The following is a 16,666-nucleotide window of genomic DNA, read 5'->3' on the forward strand; positions in this document are numbered from 1 at the left end:
AATTGTCCCTTGCAAATAAAAAATCGCCCCGAAGGACGATTTCTTTTTTATTCATTTACCATTAGGTAGTTATAGGCTCCAAGAGCTGCTGTGGCTCCTGTGCCAGCGGCGATTACGATTTGCTTAAATTTAGTATCTGTGGCATCACCTGCGGCGTAGATTCTTTCGACGTTTGTAGATCCATCGTTTGTAGTGGTGATTTCTCCCATCTTATTTAGGTCGATGCCTGAACCGTCTAGCCATTCGGTATTTGGAATGAGGCCGACTTGGATAAAGCAACCTGCTATATCAAGCTTGTTTTCCTCACCACTTACCCTGTCTGTATATTCGAGTCTTTCAACCCTGCCTTGGCCGTAAAGACCAGTTGTTTGAGCGTTTGTAATGACTGTCACATTAGGAAGTGATTTTAATTTCTTTTGTAAAATCGCATCTGCCTTTAGTTCTGGCAAAAATTCAAGGACTGTAACGTGTTTTACAATACCTGCTAGGTCTATAGCTGCCTCTATACCAGAGTTTCCGCCACCGATTACAGCGACGTTTTTGCCCTTAAAGAGTGGGCCGTCACAGTGGGTGCAATAGGCAACTCCCTTGTTTCTAAACTCGGTTTCACCAGGGATACCGATTAGTCTCCACCTAGCGCCAGTTGCAATTATTGCAGTTTTTGCAAAGAGCTTAGCTCCATTATCAAGGCTTACTTCTACCTTTCCGTCCACAGATTTTATTCCATCTGCAAGGACACCTGTCATTAGGTCAACATCAAGGCTTGTCACCTGATCTTTCATTTGGACCATAAAATCAGGTCCTTCTGTGTATTTAAATCCAGGAATATTTTCTATAGACAAGGTCTCATTGACTTGTCCACCAAATTCGCTGGCAACAAGTCTTGTTTTGATTCCTTTTCTAGCTGCGTAAATTGCAGCTGTAGCCGCAGCTGGACCGCCACCGATAATTAGGGTATCAAAAACTCCTTTATTATCAAAATCGCCCTTATCGACCTTAGTTCCAAGTTTATCTAATAAACTTCCTAGGGATTGCTTGCCGCCTTCGAAAAATTCTCCGTCCTTAAAAATAGCAGGAACAGCGAGAACGTCTCTTGATTCTGCCAAATCTTGGAAGGTACCACCTTCGATCATGGTATGGTTTATATTTGGATTTAAAATCGCCATGATATTTAGGGCTTGGACTACGTCTGGGCAGTTGTGGCAAGAAAGGGAAACTATGGTTTCAAAATCTGCCCTACCAAGGGATGCTATTCTTTTTTTGTCGGTGTCATCAATCTTTGGCTCAATGCCGCCAGCTTGAAGCATTGCAAGGGCAAAGGATGCAAACTCGTGGCCAAGAGGAAGGCCTGCAAAGATTATCCTGCCATGGTCAAAAGATCCCTTGATTTCAAAAGATGGACTAAGTGGGAGGTCTTTTTCAACAAGGCTAATCTTATCAGAAAGAGCCACAACCTCCTCAACAAATTCTCTAACTTTTTTGGAATTTTCGTCATTATGAGCAGAAAGCCCAATAGTGACCTCTGTTTTCAAGAGGTCAAAATATTGGGCCAACTGGTTTTTTAGATTATTATCTAACATATTAGATTTTACCTACTAGGTCTAGTCCTGGTGTAAGTGTTGCGTCAGCTTCGCTTTCCCATTTAGCTGGGCAAGCTTCACCTGGGTGGCTTGCAACGTATTTTGCAGCCTTAACTTTGTTTATATTTACATTAGCTTTTCTACCTATACCATCAGCGTTGATTTCTATAGTTTGGATAACATTTTCTGGGTCAATAACAAGGGTCGCCCTGTGAGCCTTGCCTGATTCGTCAAGTAGGCCAAGTTCTCTTGTAAGTTCTTTATTAGAATCACCAATCATTGTGTACTCGATTTTGCCAATAGCTTCAGAATTATCGTGCCAAGCCTTGTGAACAAAATGAGTATCCACAGAAACTGAATAAACCTCAGCGCCAAGAGCCTTTAGTTCTGCGTATGATTCTTGCATATCTTCAAGTTCTGTTGGGCAAACAAAAGTAAAGTCAGCTGGGTAGAAGATAAGAACTGTATAAGAACCCTTTAAGTCCTCGTTAGTTACTGTTACAAATTCTTCTTTAGCTGGATTGTAAGCATCAAGTTTAAATTCTGGTAATGTTTTTCCTATTAAAGCCATTTTATTCTCCTTTAAAAAATTTTTCAGATTTATCTGTAATAATAATTATAATCATTCTAAATACAATAGTCAAGTTTTGCTTCCAATCCTAAGTAAGCAATTTTTAAAAAATATATATTCTAAAAATTTTAGAAAAAAAGCTTCAAACAAAACAAAGTTTTAAATATAGTTTCGGAATAAAGTTTTACACTTTTAAGTAAATACATGGTTTGCAAGATATTGATAATTGTTTACTTTTTCTATAAAACATGGTATTCTAAAGGCATAAGAAGCATTACGAAAGGAGTAACGTATGACTAACAAGAAAAGGATTTCATTAGCTTTAGCTTTACTTCTAGGGCTGTCTAGTTTTACAGCTTGCCAAAAATCAGAAGAAAAGCCTGCTGAAGAAAAAGCACAAGAAGAAAAAGCAGACGAAGCTGATAAGAAGGAAGCAAAGCCTGAAAATGAAGGCAAAAAAGAGGGCGAAAAAACTGATGGAAAGTTCGAAGCTACTGGTCCAGGCTATGGTGGAGATATAAAAGTAGCTGTGGACTTAAAGGATGGAAAGATAGAAAATATAGAAATTCTTGACAACCTAGAATCAGCTGGCGTAGGAAAGGTAGCCATGCCAATAGTTGCAGATAGGATTAAAAAGGGTCAATCTGTAAATGTTGATTCTGTTACAGGAGCTACAGCTTCATCAAAGGGGCTTATGCTCGCAGTTACCAATGCTTTAAAAGAAGCCAAAATAGATGATAAGTTCAAAGAAGAATATAAGGAGGACAGAGAATATCCAAGTGAACTTGACGCTGATGTAGTAATCCTAGGTGGCGGTGGTGCTGGTCTAGCTGCTGCTGTTGAAGCTGTAGAAAAGGGCTCATCAGTAATAGTAGTTGAGAAAAATGGATATGTAGGTGGAAATACTATCCTATCTGGTGGTATATATAATGCACCAGATCCAGAAAATCAAAAAGCTCAAGGCATAGAAGATTCAAATGAATTATTCTTTAAGCAAACATTCGAAGCAGGGGATGAAGTAGCAAACCCAGAATTAGTAAAAACCATGACAGACAATGCTTATGATGGTCTTGTATGGTTAAAGAAACTTGGAACTAAGTTTGAAGATAAGATAATTCAAGGAGCTGGCTCCCTCTATCCAAGAACCCACCAAGCTGTAAAACCTAATGGAACAGGACTGATAGAAGCTTACGAAGAAAACCTAAATGGCAAAGAAAATTATAAACTTTTAACAGAAACAACAGCTAAAAAGATTTTGATGGATGGCGATAAGGTAAGCGGAGTAGTTTGTGAAAACCATGATGGATCAGAATTAAAAATAAAGGCAAACAAGGCGGTCATAATTTCTACTGGTGGTTTTGCTAAAAATGCAGAAATGGTTGTAGAATACAAAGATGCAGAAAAATGGCCAAACTTAGATGAAAATACTATATCTACAAACCTTGATTCTATAAGAGGTGATGGTATTACCATGGGCAAGGAAGTTGGAGCTGACCTAGTAGACATGGGTCTAATGCAATTTTTATACTTAGGAATACCAAAGAAAGGTCAAATAACTGGACTTGTAGATTTAGGTGCAGAAAAAACCTTATTTGTAAATAAAGAAGGCAAGAGATTTGTCAGAGAAGATGGTAGGAGAGATGTAATCTGTAAGGCAATATTTGATCAAACTGATGGAGAAATGTGGTTAATACATTCATCAGATGCACTTGATTTTGATACAGAAAAAACCATAGAAGGCAAAGATTTCAAAACAGTATTAGAAAATGGTGAATTCGGATGGGTTAAGGGTGATACCCTAGAGGAATTAGCTGAAAAGATGAATGTTCCTTATGAGAACTTAAAAGAAACCATAGACCAATACAATAAAGCGGTTGATGATAAAAAAGATGAATTTGGCCGTGAGAACCTAACAATTAAATTTGAAAAAGGCCCATTTGTAGGTGTACCTAGAGTTCCATCCCTACACCATACAATGGGAGGATTGAGAATTGATAAAGATTGCCACGTACTAAATAAAGATGGCAATGTTATAAAAGGTCTTTATGCTGCTGGGGAAGTAACTGGAGGCATCCATGGAGCCAACAGAGTTGGTGGAAACGCTATAGTAGATACAGTTGTATTCGGTAGAATAGCAGGACAAAATGCTGCTGATGAGAAATAAAACAATAAAAGGATGTGAAAATTCACATCCTTTTTTATGCAAAAAATTTATTTATTATAAAATTAAGTCTATAATATCAAAGCAAGGTCTTGAAATCACTGTATTATTTTAGTCTAAGAGGCCTTATTCAAATTTAAAATCAGAGAACCTGATAAGACTAAAACCATTCCGATTGCGAGGTTAGTAGTAAAAGCTTCACCAAGGGTTAGGACAGAAAGGATAGAGCCAAAAAGCGGCACAAAAAGTTTGTAAATTCCAAACTCTCCAGCAGAATGGTATTTAAGCACAAGTGTCCAAATAGTAAAGGCGGTTGCCGAAATGAAGGCGGCGTAAAGTAATAAAATAATAGCCTTGAGGTTAAAGTGAAGATTTCCATCTCTTAGGATAAGACCTGTTATTATCATCAAAGTCGCCCCGATAATAAATTGCATGGCCATGAGGAAGTAGGAATTTTCCTTTTGGCCGTATTTTCTTATAAGCACTGTGCAAAGGGCGTTAACCGTTGTAGACATTAGGATAAAGCCATCGCCAGTTAGCTTAAAACCAGCATCTCCGCCAGCTTTTCCCATGTTTGTGATGATAATACCTGCTGTGCCGAGGATCAGGGCAATAATCATATTTTTATTAATTTTATCCCCAGGCAGCAAGAGGAGGGAGAAAATCACAACAATAAAGGAGTTTGAAGCCTGAATTATAGACGATTTGACTCCTGCTATGTGGGAGAGGCCTATATAATAGAAAATATATTGGATAAAAGTCTGGATGATGCCTATAAAAATAATAAATTTCCAATTTATTTCATTTCTCTTTATTTTTTCCTTATTGAAAAGGCCTAAATATATAAAGGTAATAAGTCCCGCCATAAAAAACCTCATGCCTGCTATGAGAATTTTTGCACCTGTATCTAATGGGTTGATGGCCAATTCGGCATAGGTGGTTTTTATTGTAGGAATGGCTGATCCCCACAAAAGCATGGCGAAAATTGAAAATATAATCGCGTTTTTCTTATTTTTTAACAAATTAACCTCCTGGTAAAATTTTTTCTGCTAGTAAGACTTTACCAAATAAAAATATTTTAGCAAAAGAGTAAGGTTTGGCTTTAGAAATCGAAAAAAATTATCTATAAAAATTAGGGCAGTAAAATTATTTGGGATTTTATAATAGAGGACTCTTGTAGAAATTAGCAAGGGAAAATAAAAAAACAAATATACATGATTTCGTTTTTATGAGTGAATATATACGGTATAATCCTAGTGAATATTTAATATACCAGCTAATTTAGGAATAATTATAAATATTAAGACCTAGATATTAGTTTAAAAAATAATTGACGAGATTAAAAATGAAGACTGTTTAAAAACGACTATGAAATCGTTTTTTAAAAATAAAAACAATAGTTATTTGAATTTTTATAGAAAGAAGAGGAGCCTATGGATTTTTGTGAACTTTTACTAGAAAAAATGGTCCCTGCCTATGGGTGCACGGAGCCAGTTGCCCTTGCCTTGGCAGCTAGCAGAGCCAAAGATCTTTTGGGAGAAAATCCCAGAAAAATCCACGCCACCCTATCGGGAAATATAATAAAAAACGCCAACAGTGTAAAAGTGCCAGGAACAGAGGGGAGAAAGGGAATAGAAATTTCCTTGGCTGTTGGAGCTTTTCTGGGAGATTATAGGAAAAAATTAGAGGTGATTTCTGGCATAGACAAGTCAAAGCTCGCCTACATGGACGAACTGCTCACAAAGGGTCTAGTTGATGTTTCTTTAGACCACGATAAGGTAGGGCTTTATATTGATATATCAATGGAAGGGGAGTCTTCTAGGTCGGAAGTTATCATAAGTGATCACCACACAAATATTGTCTATGAGAGCAAAAATAACCAAGTAATCCTTGATAAAAGATGCGAAAAAAGAGCGGAAGATCCTAGTAAGGAATTGAATTTCGATAGGATTTATGATTTTGCAAAAAATGGTGACTATTCAAGGCTTGTAGACATCCTTGATAAGGAAATCGCCTATAATTATGCCATAGCCAAGGAAGGCATGGAAAATCCTTGGGGAGCTAATATCGGGAAAATTTTGTTATCAGAAGCAAATGGAAAACCAATAGAAAAATACATAGCCTATGCAGCAGCGGGATCTGATGCCCGTATGGCAGGTTGCGAAAAGCCTGTTGTGATAAATTCAGGCTCGGGAAACCAAGGGGGGACAGTGTCAGTTCCTATAATTTTATATTGTGAGGATAATAATTGTAGCAGAGATTCGCTCTACAGGGGATTGATTTTTGCTAATCTAATCGCCCTTTATATCAAAGAAGGCATTGGTGAACTTTCTGCCTATTGTGGAGTTGTTTCTGCAGGAGCGGCCGCCATTGCTGGCCTTGCCTTTGTCAAAAATGAAGATAAGGAAATAATAAAATCCACCATCATAAACGCCCTAGCAACTAATTCTGGCCTTTTATGTGACGGAGCCAAGGAGTCTTGTGCAGCCAAAATCGCATCAAGTTTGAAAGTCGCAAATATGGCCTATATCCAAGCCAAAACGGGAAATACCTTTAAAAGCGGAGATGGAATAGTAAGTGATGATATTGACAAAATGATAGAAAGGGTTGGAAACATAGCCCAAAAAGGCATGAGAGAAACTGATAGGGTAATTTTAAATGAAATGATTAATAAATAGAGATTTTTCTATATAGCCGAATTTGGGCAAGGGGAAAGGGAATTTATTGGTAGGTATTCGTATATATCGTAATGTTTTTGCAAATAACGCTCCTATTCGTCGCGTCACTTGCAAAAAATTACACAAGGTTTCTCATCAATCTATCTTCGCAACTTTGGTGCTCGATATATTGTGAAAATCGTAAAAATTTTGCTCACAATGCAGACCAAAATTTCCTATGGAAATTTTGTAAAGAACGTAATGTTTTTATTTCAGCTGCTCCTATTCGTCGCAGCCTCAATAAAAAATTACATAAGGTTTCTCATCAATTTTCCTGCGGACTTCGTCCTTGTAAAATTGTGAGAACCGTAAAAAACATTGCTTACAATGTTTTTTACTACCATTAAAAAAGACCATTAGTTTACTAATGGTCTCTAATGGGTGGGATTTCTCCCTGAGTTAAACAGCTAAGTTCGTTAATTTTACGAACTTTCCTATTTAGTATAGCAAGAATTAGCCAATATGTAAAGCTTTTTAGAAAAATTTATTAGTTTTGTTAAAAACTTATCAATATTTTATATGATTTCGGGTATAAATACTAGAGATTGGAGTTGAGATGAAAACTTTAGTAGGAATAGATTCAATAAAAACTTTTGAAAATTCAGTTGAAATCGGAAATATATTTAAGGCCAACCTTTCATCAGATGTTGAGGTCATGCCTTTTCTAGATGGAGGGGAGGGGACTGTTGAAGCCATGCAGGCCATTATCAAGGGCAAATACAAGTATGTCAACGTCCACAACCCTCTAAATGATGTTATTACAGCCAGATACATACTAAAAGACGACCTTGCCGTGATGGAGATGGCTGAGTCTTCTGGTATCAGGCTTCTTTATAAGGAAGAGCTCAGGGTTATGGAGTCATCTTCTCTTGGTTTTGGGGAAATGGTCTTAGATGGTCTTAACAACGGGGCTAGGTCCTTTTATATAGGTATTGGTGATACAGCGACTAACGACCTTGGCATGGGTATGCTCTATGCTCTTGGGGTCAGATTTTTTGACGAGGAAGAAAATGACTTAAATCCTATTGCAGAAAATATGGAAAAAGTCGCAAGGGTTGATATGACTGGCCTTGATGAAAGACTCAGAGGGGTTAATATCAAGATTGCCACATCCACCAACCAGACACTTTTTGGGGAAAATTCCTTCCTTGAAGATAGGGTTTATAGGAAAGGAGCCAGCGACTACGACACAGCCAGACTTTTCAAGGGTTGCAAGCATTTTAAAAAGGTAATTGAGGACACCTTGGGAACAGGCACTGTAGATATGCCTGCCATGGGATCTGGCGGCGGTGTTGCCTGGGCCCTTTATATGTTCTTTAGGGCAAATATTTCAAAATCAATGGACTTCATTCTTGAAACTGTCGATTTCAAAGACCTTATCAAGGACAAGGACGTATTTATCCTCGGTGAAAATGTGGATCAATTTTCAGGCGCTGCTTCTATAAATGTGGCAAGTCTTGCTAAAAGATACAAAAAAGATATCAAGATTATTTTCCTTCAAGATAAGGACGGAGAAAAGATTGAAAACAGGGGAGATTTCGACCTGGTTTATACCTACAGACTCAAAGACGCCTACGATAGAAAGGACATCCACAAGGAAATAGGAAGGCTTGCTAGGAGTCTTGACAAGTCTATTTTGACGGAAAAAAATTAGGGTATAGTAGACTTATGAATATAAATTTAGAAAGACTTAGCCAATCCAAAGTGACATCAGGTCTTATGATTATAAATATAATCGTTTTTATCCTGATGAGCCTAAGTGGCGGTAGCGAAAGTATTGAAAACTTAATAAGATTTGGGGCGAATTCCAAAATTCTTGTGGCCCAAGGTGAGTGGTGGAGGCTTTTTACAGCGTCTTTTATCCATATAGGATTTTTCCATATCCTTTTCAACATGTATTTTTTCTATAGTTTGGGTCCGATTTTCGAAAGAATGTATGGGTCAGTAAACTTTTTGATAATTTACTTAGTTTCAGGGATTTTTGGAAACCTTATATCCTTCGCTTTTGGCGATCCTTATACAGTATCAGCTGGTGCATCAACCAGCCTTTATGGCATGTTAGGCCTTGCCATCGGCATGATGGTGACCTATAGGAATGATGAAATCATCAGGAGCTTCGGGGCAAGCTTTGTCTCTGTTGTGGTGATAAATGTGATTTATTCCTTGTTAGCACCTGGCGTTGGGGTTTACGGCCATCTTGGTGGTTTTATCGCAGGTTTTATCCTAGTGGGGATTTTCCCTATTTTAGGCAGGGACCTTGCTACTACAAGACGCCTTATTTCCCTAATAATCTTATTGGGTGGAGCTTTTGCCCTCTACAAGATTGGCCTTAGGTCTATGATAGGAGTCTAGATGAAGATAGTTTTAGCACTCATCCTTGCCCTTAGCCTTTCCGCATGTGGTTTTGAATCACAGAGCGAATTTAAGGAGGATAAGGGGGAGAATGTAAGCGAAGAGAAAATGGAATTTCCAGAAATCAAGTATATAGAAGATACAGATCCTAAAGATAGGGTGGATTTTGAAGAACTTTACGGCAAGGGCCGCATGTCTAGCAAAATTTACCTAAATGATGCAATGGGTTTTCTAAAGAAGTTTAACTTTGCTGGAAGGGAAATAGGAATCGAAGTCCTAGAATCATCCTTTAGCCCAACTTCCTATACGACAGTCCTTTCTTTTAAGGATAATGACAATCTAGTCGAGAAGGAATACGGGCCTTTGGTAACTAGCGATAATATTTTTAGTCAGGTTGATATTGACCTTGTCGATGCAGAATCTGGGCCATCTCTAATAGTGAGCCAGGTTGTGGTTGACGGCAACGAGACTAAGAGTGCTTATTATATTTACAACAAGTACATGTCATTGATAGACTCTTTTCACTTTGAAAACTCTATCGACGATGTGAATGTAAATGTTTATAGGATGAGTAAACCTGTAGAAATAAGTGAAAATCCAAATCCATCTGATCTTGAGATGGCAATTTCCAAAAGAATTGACAAGGAAGAGGAATACCTCAAGGAAATTTTTGGACTATATAAAATTGAAAGTGAAAATATAAAAGCAGAAATAAATGGCAGAAAGGTCCTTGTAGGCCTCATGCTAAGCCCAAGTAAGGCCAGGATAATGGAATTAAAATTACTTGGTAAAGACCAAAATGATGCGATTTTAAGCATAAAATAAGAGGAGGAAATAATGAAAAGAAGTGAAGTTGAAGAAAGATTAAAATGGGATACATCATCAATCTATGCTGATGATGAGGGATTTTATAAGGATATTGAGGAAATTAAGGGTCTTGTAGAAGAACTTAAGAAATTTAAGGGAAAAATAACTAGTGACCTTGAGACCTTCAAATCTTACCTAAAATTAGAAGAAGAATTTTCAAGAAAGATGGAAAAAGCCTTTGTTTATTCATCTTTGAAATCAGACGAAGATACCACTGTAAGTAAGTACCAAGAAATGAGCCAAGTTGCTCAAAATACTTATGTTTACGCATCAAGTGTCCTATCTTTCATCTCACCAGAAATCCTATCCACAGATGAAAAAATCATCGATAAGTATCTAGAAGATCCAGAGCTTTCATACCTAAAACACTATTTTGAAGATAAATTTAGGGCAAAAGACCACGTTCTAGATGCAAAAAGCGAATCAATCCTTGCAGCATTTGGTAAGTTAAAAAACAACCCACAAAACACTTACATGATTTTTAACAACGCCGACCTAACCTTCCCAAGCGTCAAAAAAGATGGCGAAGAAATAGCCATCACAAATGCTAACTTTGTAACCCTTCAAGAAGATCCAGATAGGGATTTCAGACGCGAAGTTTATGAAAAATATTACCAAACTTACAGACAATTCTCTAATACACTTGCATCTACCCTTGACGGTGAATTTACAGCCCACAATGTAGAAGCAAAATTAAGAGGCTATAAATCTGCAAGAGAAATGAGCCTTTTTGCAAATAATATACCAGAAGAAATTTACGATAATTTATTAGAAGTTGTTCACGAAAACGCTGATATTCACAGAGACTACACCACACTTAGGAAAGAATATCTTGGAGTAGATGATTTAGGTTTCCACGATATTTATGTACCATTAGTAGAAGATTATGACAGGCAAATTGACTTTGACGAAGCAAAAGAAATTGTCCTTGAAGCAATCAAGCCACTTGGCGAAGAATATGTAAAAGTTGCCAAAGAAGGTTTTGAAACAAGATGGTTTGACGTAATGCCAAACGACGGCAAAAGGTCTGGTGCATATTCATCAGGATCTTACGACACCCAACCATTTATCTTATTAAACCACACCAACTCAATCAACGACCTATTCACTATAGTTCACGAACTAGGCCACTCAATGCACTCTTACTATACAAGACGTGAACAACCATATTTCTATGGTTCTTACTCAATCTTCTTAGCAGAGATTGCATCAACAACCAACGAGCTCTTGCTATTAAATTACATGCTTGACCACAGCCAATCAGAAGCTGAAACAAAATATCTATTAAACTACTTTGTAAACCAATTCAAATCAACAGTATTCAGACAAACAATGTTTGCAGAATTTGAACACAAGGTAAATAAATTAGTAGAAAACGCAGAGCCAATCCCAGCAGAAAGACTCCACGCCATCTACAAAGAACTAAACGAAGAATTATTCGGCAAAGACATTAAAGTAGATGACTATATAGCATCAGAATGGGCAAGAATCCCACACTTCTATATGTTCTACTACGTATTCCAATACGCAACAGGCTTTATGAGTGCAGTAGCCCTAAGCCAAAAAATCCTTCATGGCACAGACGCCGACAGAGAAGCTTACCTAGGCTTCCTAAAAGCAGGCGAAAGCGAATACCCAATCGAAGTCCTCAAAAAAGCAGGAGTCGACATGACAAACAAAGAAGCCATGGAATCAGCAATGGAAGTAGCTAGAAAGGCTATGAAAGACTTAAGACAAGCAATTTTATAAAGAATAGAAAGAACCTAGCTTTAATAACTGGGTTCTTTTTCTTTGCCCAATTTTAAAGTTTATAAAATTTCATTGTTGTCGGAAACGTTTTCTATTATAGAAATAAAAAGTAATGGATACAAACAAATATTTTTCCATCAATTTGAAAAATATGGATATAAATCCATATAAGTGTTAATATTACAAGGTTTGAGGCACGGAGAGATTTAGATATAATCAAGTTTTCGCTTCACAAGGTAAAAAATCTCGTAATATTTTATAAAAAAACCTTTACATTAGTGTTTTTTTGTGATATTATAAAAATGACAAGAAATGGTATCGATTACAAAGCGTGATTTTTATATTCCAAGTATGATATAATAATAACAATAATAATTTAAACAGAGGAATAATATGAATATAAAATCTATCGCTAAACTTTCGGGAGTATCTACAACAACTGTATCTAGGGTATTGAATGACTCTCCTTATGTAAGTGATGCAACAAGGAAAAAAGTTCTCCAGGTAATTGAAGAGAATGATTATATACCAAACAATATAGCTAGGAATCTCCACCAAAAATTTTCTAATAAAATCGGGGTTATAGTTGCTGATATCACTAACGAATTTTTTTCTAGTGCCATAAATGGAATTAGTAAGGTGATGGATGAAAATGGATTCCAGGTCTTGTTTTACAATACTGACGAGAATTTAAAAAATGAATCCAAGGCCCTGCATTCTATTTTTGAAGAAAGGCTAAGTGGATTGATAATTTCGCCTGTTTCTTCTAAAGATAAGAATACTTTGGAAAAATTAAAAAAACTCTCATTAAAAATGAAAACCCCCGTAGTCCTATTGGATAGGAATATAGAGGGGATTAGTTTGGATGCTGTTTTTGTTGACAATGAATGTGGGGCAAAAAAAGCTGTAAACGCGCTGATAAAGGAAGGTCACAGGGATATAGCTATTATCACAGGACCGATCACTTCCACTCCTGGTAATAGCAGGTATAGGGGGTATATAGAAGCCTTAAGGGAAAATAATATACCTATAAAAGAAGAATATATAGTATCAGGAGATTTCAAGGTAAGTATGGCCTACGAACAGGCTAAGCGTTTGCTTAACTTAGAGAATCCACCTACAGCAATTTTTCTAAGTAACAACATGACATCCCTAGGTGCACTCAAATATCTAAAAGAAAAAGGCTATAAAATAGGCGAAGATATATCCATAATAGGCTTTGATGAGATAAACCCCTTTAAAGCCATAGATTATTTATTTTCCTATGTTGGAAGAGATGCTGAAAAACAGGGTGAAATTGCAGCCGAGGTTTTACTTGATAGGATTGATAAGAAAAATAAGGGTGTAGAATATGAGGCTCAGAGAATTGTTTTAGATTGCTATTTGAGTCTAAATGGATCAGAGAAAATTAAAAGATAAAATGCTATTATTTTGGACTAAGCTAAGAAGGAAAAATATGGTCAAAATTGTAATCGATACCAATGATTGTTTAATAACAAGGAGGCAATATGAGTAAGGTAGTAGTTTTTGGAAGTTTTGTTGTGGATCTTATGGCTAGGTCACCACACTTACCATCACGTTCAGAAACGGTGAAGGGTTCGTATTTTCAAATGGGTGCAGGAGGAAAAGGTTTTAACCAAGGGGTTGCTTGTCACAAGGCTGGAGCTGATATGGCTATGGTTACAAAACTCGGTAATGATAGTTTTGCAGATGTATGCTTGAATGTTATGCAAGATCTTAACATGAATAAGGAATATATTTTGACTTCTGAGAAAAAACCAACTGGAATTGCCTTAATAATGGTGGACGAAAACACAGGAGATAACCAAATTACAGTTGTTCCATCAGCTTGTAGTGATATAAAAATAGAAGAAGTTAATTCTTTAGAAAATTTAATCAAGGAAGCTGATTATGTTTTATTGCAATATGAGGTAAACCAAGACGCTAATGAAAGAATTAAGGAACTTGCCCTTAAAAATAATACTAAGGTCATAGTTAATACAGCTCCTTATGTTGAAGTTGGTGATGATTTTTATAAAAACCTTTACATGGTCACACCAAATGAAGTGGAAGCTGAGGCTGTAACAGGAATTAAAGTGGATAATCTTGAAAATGCTAAGAAGGCAGCCGCTATATTTAGAGAAAAGGGTGTTGAAAATGTCTTAATAACTTTAGGATCTAATGGTGTTTTTGTTTCAGATGGAAATAAAGAAGAGATTATAGATTCATTTAAGGTTAAAACAGTAGATACAACTGGTGCCGGAGATGCCTTTAATGGTGGCTTTTTAGCAGCTCTATCAGAAGGCAAGGATATTTGGCAAGCGGCAGTTTTTGCAAATGCAGTTGCAGCCTTATCAGTACAAAAATTAGGCACAACTCCAGCTATGCCAAGTAGAGAAGAAGTTGATAAGTTCTTAAGTGAAAGAAATAATTAGGAGGCAATTATGTTAAAAGGAATACCAACAGAGATTAGTTCAGAGCTTTTAAAAGCATTAGCAGATATGGGTCACGGGGATATTTTGGTAATAGCAGATGATTTTTATCCACCATATTCCAAGACACCTAACGGCAGAAGCATAAATGCAAAAGGAAATACAGCGCCAGAAATGCTTGATGCGATTTTAAAATTATTTCCACTTGATACTGAATATGAAGCTTATCCAGTTGAGTATATGATTCCAGATGCTGATGCAAATATCAATTTAAGCCAAAGACCAAAGGTTTGGGATGATTGCATAAGGGTTTGTGAAAAACACGGTTTAACTAAGGAACAAGTTGGAGAAATAGAGAGAAGCAAGTTCTATGAAAAAGCAGGAAGGGCTTTTGTGACAGTTTGCACAAGTGAAAGAGAAGCCTATGGATGCTTTATAATCCAAAAGGGAGTTATGTAAAACAAATGGAAATTAATAAATATATTGATCATACATTATTGAAGGCTGACGCTAAGAAGGAAGATGTTATAAAAATTTGTAAGGAGGCGATAGAGTATAAGTTTAAGTCTGTCTGTGTAAATTCATCTTTTGCAAAATTGGTAAAAAAAGAACTGGAAGATAGCGGTGTAGACCTAACTGTTGTTGTTGGTTTTCCTTTAGGAGCTATGAGTACAGAGGCCAAAGTTTTTGAAACAAAGTATGCGATTGACAATGGGGCTGATGAGATAGATATGGTTATAAACATATCAGCCCTTAAGGATAAGGATTATGGTTATTTGGAGGAAGAAATAGGCAAGCTTAAAGAAGTTTGTGGACAAAAAATATTAAAAGTAATCATAGAAACATGCCTATTAACTGACGATGAGAAGGTTAAAGTTTGTCAAATTGCTAAAAAAGCTGGAGCTGACTTTGTAAAAACATCAACTGGATTTAGCACAGCGGGCGCTAAGGTTGAGGATGTTAGATTGATGAGGGAAACTGTCGGCGAAGACATGGGTGTAAAAGCATCTGGGGGAATAAGAACTCTTGAAGATGTAGAAAAATTTATCGAAGCAGGAGCTAGCAGGATAGGCGCTTCTGCATCTGTACAAATTATGGAAGAATTAAAAAATAGGGAGTAAAAAATGAAGAAATTTAGGTTGTTAAGTTTAGTTTTGGCACTAGTAATGATACTTGCTTCTTGTGGTGGAGCTAAAAAAGAAGAAAAAAAGGGCGAAGAAAAGACCGAGGGCAAGAAAGACTCTTATGACATTGTATACCTTACACCATCTACAGCATCTCAATTTTGGACTCACGTTGGTATAGGTATTGAAAATGCAATAAAAGATATGGAAGAAGAACACGGCATCAAAATCAATTATTCTATAGTAGGCCCATCAGAAGAAGGTCAAACAGAAGAATATGTTACTGCTTTTGAACAAGCCATAGCTAAAAAACCAGATGCAATCATTACCGCAACCTTAGCTATAGACTCAACAGTACCAAAAGCAAAAGAAGCTACAGACAATGGTATAGTTCTAAACTTTGTTAACTGTGGTCTAGGTATAGGCGATGACGGAGCTCACGAAGAGACCTATAACCAATTCTACTACTGCTCAAATAAAACTATTGGTGAAATGGCTGGAGAAGCATTCCTAAAAGCTAAAGAAGCTAAGAATATTGGAGAAGGCATAGTTGGAGTTAACACAAACGTAGAAAACGAAGCCTTAGACCAAAGAGTTATTGGTTTTAGAGAATATGTAAAAGAACATGCACCAGAACTTGAACAAACAGATACTTACTATAACGGAAACGTAGTTGAAAAAGCTCAATCAAATGCTGAAAATATAATTTCAACATACGGCGATAAGTTAATGGGTATGTTCGCAGGAAATAACATCACTGGTAACGGCGTTGCCCTAGCAGTAGAAGGAGCAAAGCTAAAAGATAAGATAGTTACAGTTGCAGTTGACTCAGATGACACAGAAATCAAAGCTTTAAAAGATGGAGTCATTGATGCAATAATTGTTCAAAATGCTTATGAACAAGGTTATCTTGGAATGAAAAATGCTATTGAAACTCTAATCAACGGCAAAAACCCAGAAGAAAAGAAACAAGTAAATTGTCCTCCAAGCATAGTTGACAAAGACAACATGGAAGATCAAAAAATAAAAGAATTATTAGATCCAACCTTATTGAAAAAATAAGTTGTAATGAAATTTGTTATATGCTAGATAGATAAAAGAATCTTAGGCTTC

At 36.6% G+C, this 16,666-nt stretch carries 14 protein-coding genes; 11 read left to right on the forward strand and 3 right to left on the reverse strand.

The genetic code is table 11. From position 1 onward, the window contains the following. Positions 1 to 47 precede the first annotated feature (47 nt). Positions 48 to 1,580: an alkyl hydroperoxide reductase subunit F gene (gene ahpF / locus K8P03_RS03960; protein ID WP_223418470.1), complete on the reverse strand. Its 1,533-nt coding sequence runs from the start codon at positions 1,578 to 1,580 to the stop codon at positions 48 to 50. Position 1,581: 1 nt separating this feature from the next. Continuing rightward, positions 1,582 to 2,151: an alkyl hydroperoxide reductase subunit C gene (ahpC, locus tag K8P03_RS03965; protein ID WP_223418472.1), complete on the reverse strand. Its 570-nt coding sequence runs from the start codon at positions 2,149 to 2,151 to the stop codon at positions 1,582 to 1,584. 292 nt (positions 2,152 to 2,443) lie between these two features. Here ahpC and K8P03_RS03970 point away from each other — a divergent pair, with 292 nt between their 5' ends. Further along, positions 2,444 to 4,315, forward strand: coding sequence for a flavocytochrome c (locus tag K8P03_RS03970; protein ID WP_223418474.1), 1,872 nt, complete (start codon positions 2,444 to 2,446; stop codon positions 4,313 to 4,315). A 113-nt stretch (positions 4,316 to 4,428) separates the two neighbouring features. On the opposite strand, the gene K8P03_RS03975 is transcribed toward K8P03_RS03970, so the two are convergent. Next, complete coding sequence (locus tag K8P03_RS03975; RefSeq protein ID WP_223418476.1) at positions 4,429 to 5,334, reverse strand: DMT family transporter; 906 nt, start codon at positions 5,332 to 5,334, stop codon at positions 4,429 to 4,431. A 411-nt stretch (positions 5,335 to 5,745) separates the two neighbouring features. Here K8P03_RS03975 and K8P03_RS03980 point away from each other — a divergent pair, with 411 nt between their 5' ends. The 10 genes from K8P03_RS03980 (at position 5,746) to K8P03_RS04025 (ending at position 16,615) form a co-directional block, all read left to right on the forward strand. Further along, positions 5,746 to 6,990 (forward strand): L-cysteine desulfidase family protein, encoded by a 1,245-nt coding sequence (locus K8P03_RS03980; protein WP_223418478.1) that lies wholly within the window; start codon positions 5,746 to 5,748, stop codon positions 6,988 to 6,990. A 595-nt stretch (positions 6,991 to 7,585) separates the two neighbouring features. Next, the gene (locus tag K8P03_RS03985) at positions 7,586 to 8,683 is read left to right on the forward strand and encodes a glycerate kinase family protein (protein ID WP_223418481.1); all 1,098 of its coding nucleotides are present in this window, start codon (positions 7,586 to 7,588) and stop codon (positions 8,681 to 8,683) included. A gap of 14 nt (positions 8,684 to 8,697) precedes the next feature. Beyond that, complete coding sequence (locus K8P03_RS03990; RefSeq protein WP_223418483.1) at positions 8,698 to 9,381, forward strand: rhomboid family intramembrane serine protease; 684 nt, start codon at positions 8,698 to 8,700, stop codon at positions 9,379 to 9,381. Next, the gene (locus K8P03_RS03995; RefSeq protein ID WP_223418486.1) at positions 9,382 to 10,206 is read left to right on the forward strand and encodes a hypothetical protein; all 825 of its coding nucleotides are present in this window, start codon (positions 9,382 to 9,384) and stop codon (positions 10,204 to 10,206) included. Between the two features lie 12 nt (positions 10,207 to 10,218). Then, the gene (gene pepF / locus K8P03_RS04000) at positions 10,219 to 11,997 is read left to right on the forward strand and encodes an oligoendopeptidase F (protein ID WP_223418488.1); all 1,779 of its coding nucleotides are present in this window, start codon (positions 10,219 to 10,221) and stop codon (positions 11,995 to 11,997) included. Positions 11,998 to 12,390: 393 nt separating this feature from the next. Then, positions 12,391 to 13,416 (forward strand): LacI family DNA-binding transcriptional regulator, encoded by a 1,026-nt coding sequence (locus K8P03_RS04005; RefSeq protein ID WP_223418491.1) that lies wholly within the window; start codon positions 12,391 to 12,393, stop codon positions 13,414 to 13,416. Positions 13,417 to 13,505: 89 nt separating this feature from the next. Then, complete coding sequence (gene rbsK, locus K8P03_RS04010) at positions 13,506 to 14,432, forward strand: ribokinase (RefSeq protein WP_223418493.1); 927 nt, start codon at positions 13,506 to 13,508, stop codon at positions 14,430 to 14,432. 9 nt (positions 14,433 to 14,441) lie between these two features. Next, positions 14,442 to 14,888 carry an RbsD/FucU family protein gene (locus tag K8P03_RS04015; RefSeq protein ID WP_223418495.1) on the forward strand — a complete coding sequence of 149 codons (447 nt, stop codon included), beginning with the start codon at positions 14,442 to 14,444 and terminating at the stop codon, positions 14,886 to 14,888. A 5-nt stretch (positions 14,889 to 14,893) separates the two neighbouring features. After that, complete coding sequence (gene deoC / locus K8P03_RS04020; protein WP_223418497.1) at positions 14,894 to 15,550, forward strand: deoxyribose-phosphate aldolase; 657 nt, start codon at positions 14,894 to 14,896, stop codon at positions 15,548 to 15,550. 3 nt (positions 15,551 to 15,553) lie between these two features. After that, positions 15,554 to 16,615 (forward strand): substrate-binding domain-containing protein, encoded by a 1,062-nt coding sequence (locus tag K8P03_RS04025; RefSeq protein ID WP_223418499.1) that lies wholly within the window; start codon positions 15,554 to 15,556, stop codon positions 16,613 to 16,615. Positions 16,616 to 16,666 lie beyond the last annotated feature (51 nt).

The sequence above is a fragment of the Anaerococcus murdochii genome (assembly GCF_019957155.1).
In the GTDB taxonomy this organism is placed as follows: Bacteria; Bacillota; Clostridia; order Tissierellales; family Peptoniphilaceae; genus Anaerococcus; species Anaerococcus murdochii.

Bases quoted from the DNA above. Each gene is read 5' to 3' on its own strand.
- K8P03_RS03980 (WP_223418478.1), top strand. From the start codon at position 5,746: ATGGATTTTTGTGAACTTTTACTAGAAAAAATGGTCCCTGCCTATGGG.
- rbsK (WP_223418493.1), top strand. From the start codon at position 13,506: ATGAGTAAGGTAGTAGTTTTTGGAAGTTTTGTTGTGGATCTTATGGCT.
- K8P03_RS03970 (WP_223418474.1), top strand. From the start codon at position 2,444: ATGACTAACAAGAAAAGGATTTCATTAGCTTTAGCTTTACTTCTAGGG.
- K8P03_RS04005 (WP_223418491.1), top strand. From the start codon at position 12,391: ATGAATATAAAATCTATCGCTAAACTTTCGGGAGTATCTACAACAACT.
- K8P03_RS04015 (WP_223418495.1), top strand. From the start codon at position 14,442: ATGTTAAAAGGAATACCAACAGAGATTAGTTCAGAGCTTTTAAAAGCA.
- K8P03_RS04025 (WP_223418499.1), top strand. From the start codon at position 15,554: ATGAAGAAATTTAGGTTGTTAAGTTTAGTTTTGGCACTAGTAATGATA.
- ahpC (WP_223418472.1), bottom strand. From the start codon at position 2,151: ATGGCTTTAATAGGAAAAACATTACCAGAATTTAAACTTGATGCTTAC.
- ahpF (WP_223418470.1), bottom strand. From the start codon at position 1,580: ATGTTAGATAATAATCTAAAAAACCAGTTGGCCCAATATTTTGACCTC.
- K8P03_RS03995 (WP_223418486.1), top strand. From the start codon at position 9,382: ATGAAGATAGTTTTAGCACTCATCCTTGCCCTTAGCCTTTCCGCATGT.
- K8P03_RS03990 (WP_223418483.1), top strand. From the start codon at position 8,698: ATGAATATAAATTTAGAAAGACTTAGCCAATCCAAAGTGACATCAGGT.
- deoC (WP_223418497.1), top strand. From the start codon at position 14,894: ATGGAAATTAATAAATATATTGATCATACATTATTGAAGGCTGACGCT.
- pepF (WP_223418488.1), top strand. From the start codon at position 10,219: ATGAAAAGAAGTGAAGTTGAAGAAAGATTAAAATGGGATACATCATCA.
- K8P03_RS03985 (WP_223418481.1), top strand. From the start codon at position 7,586: ATGAAAACTTTAGTAGGAATAGATTCAATAAAAACTTTTGAAAATTCA.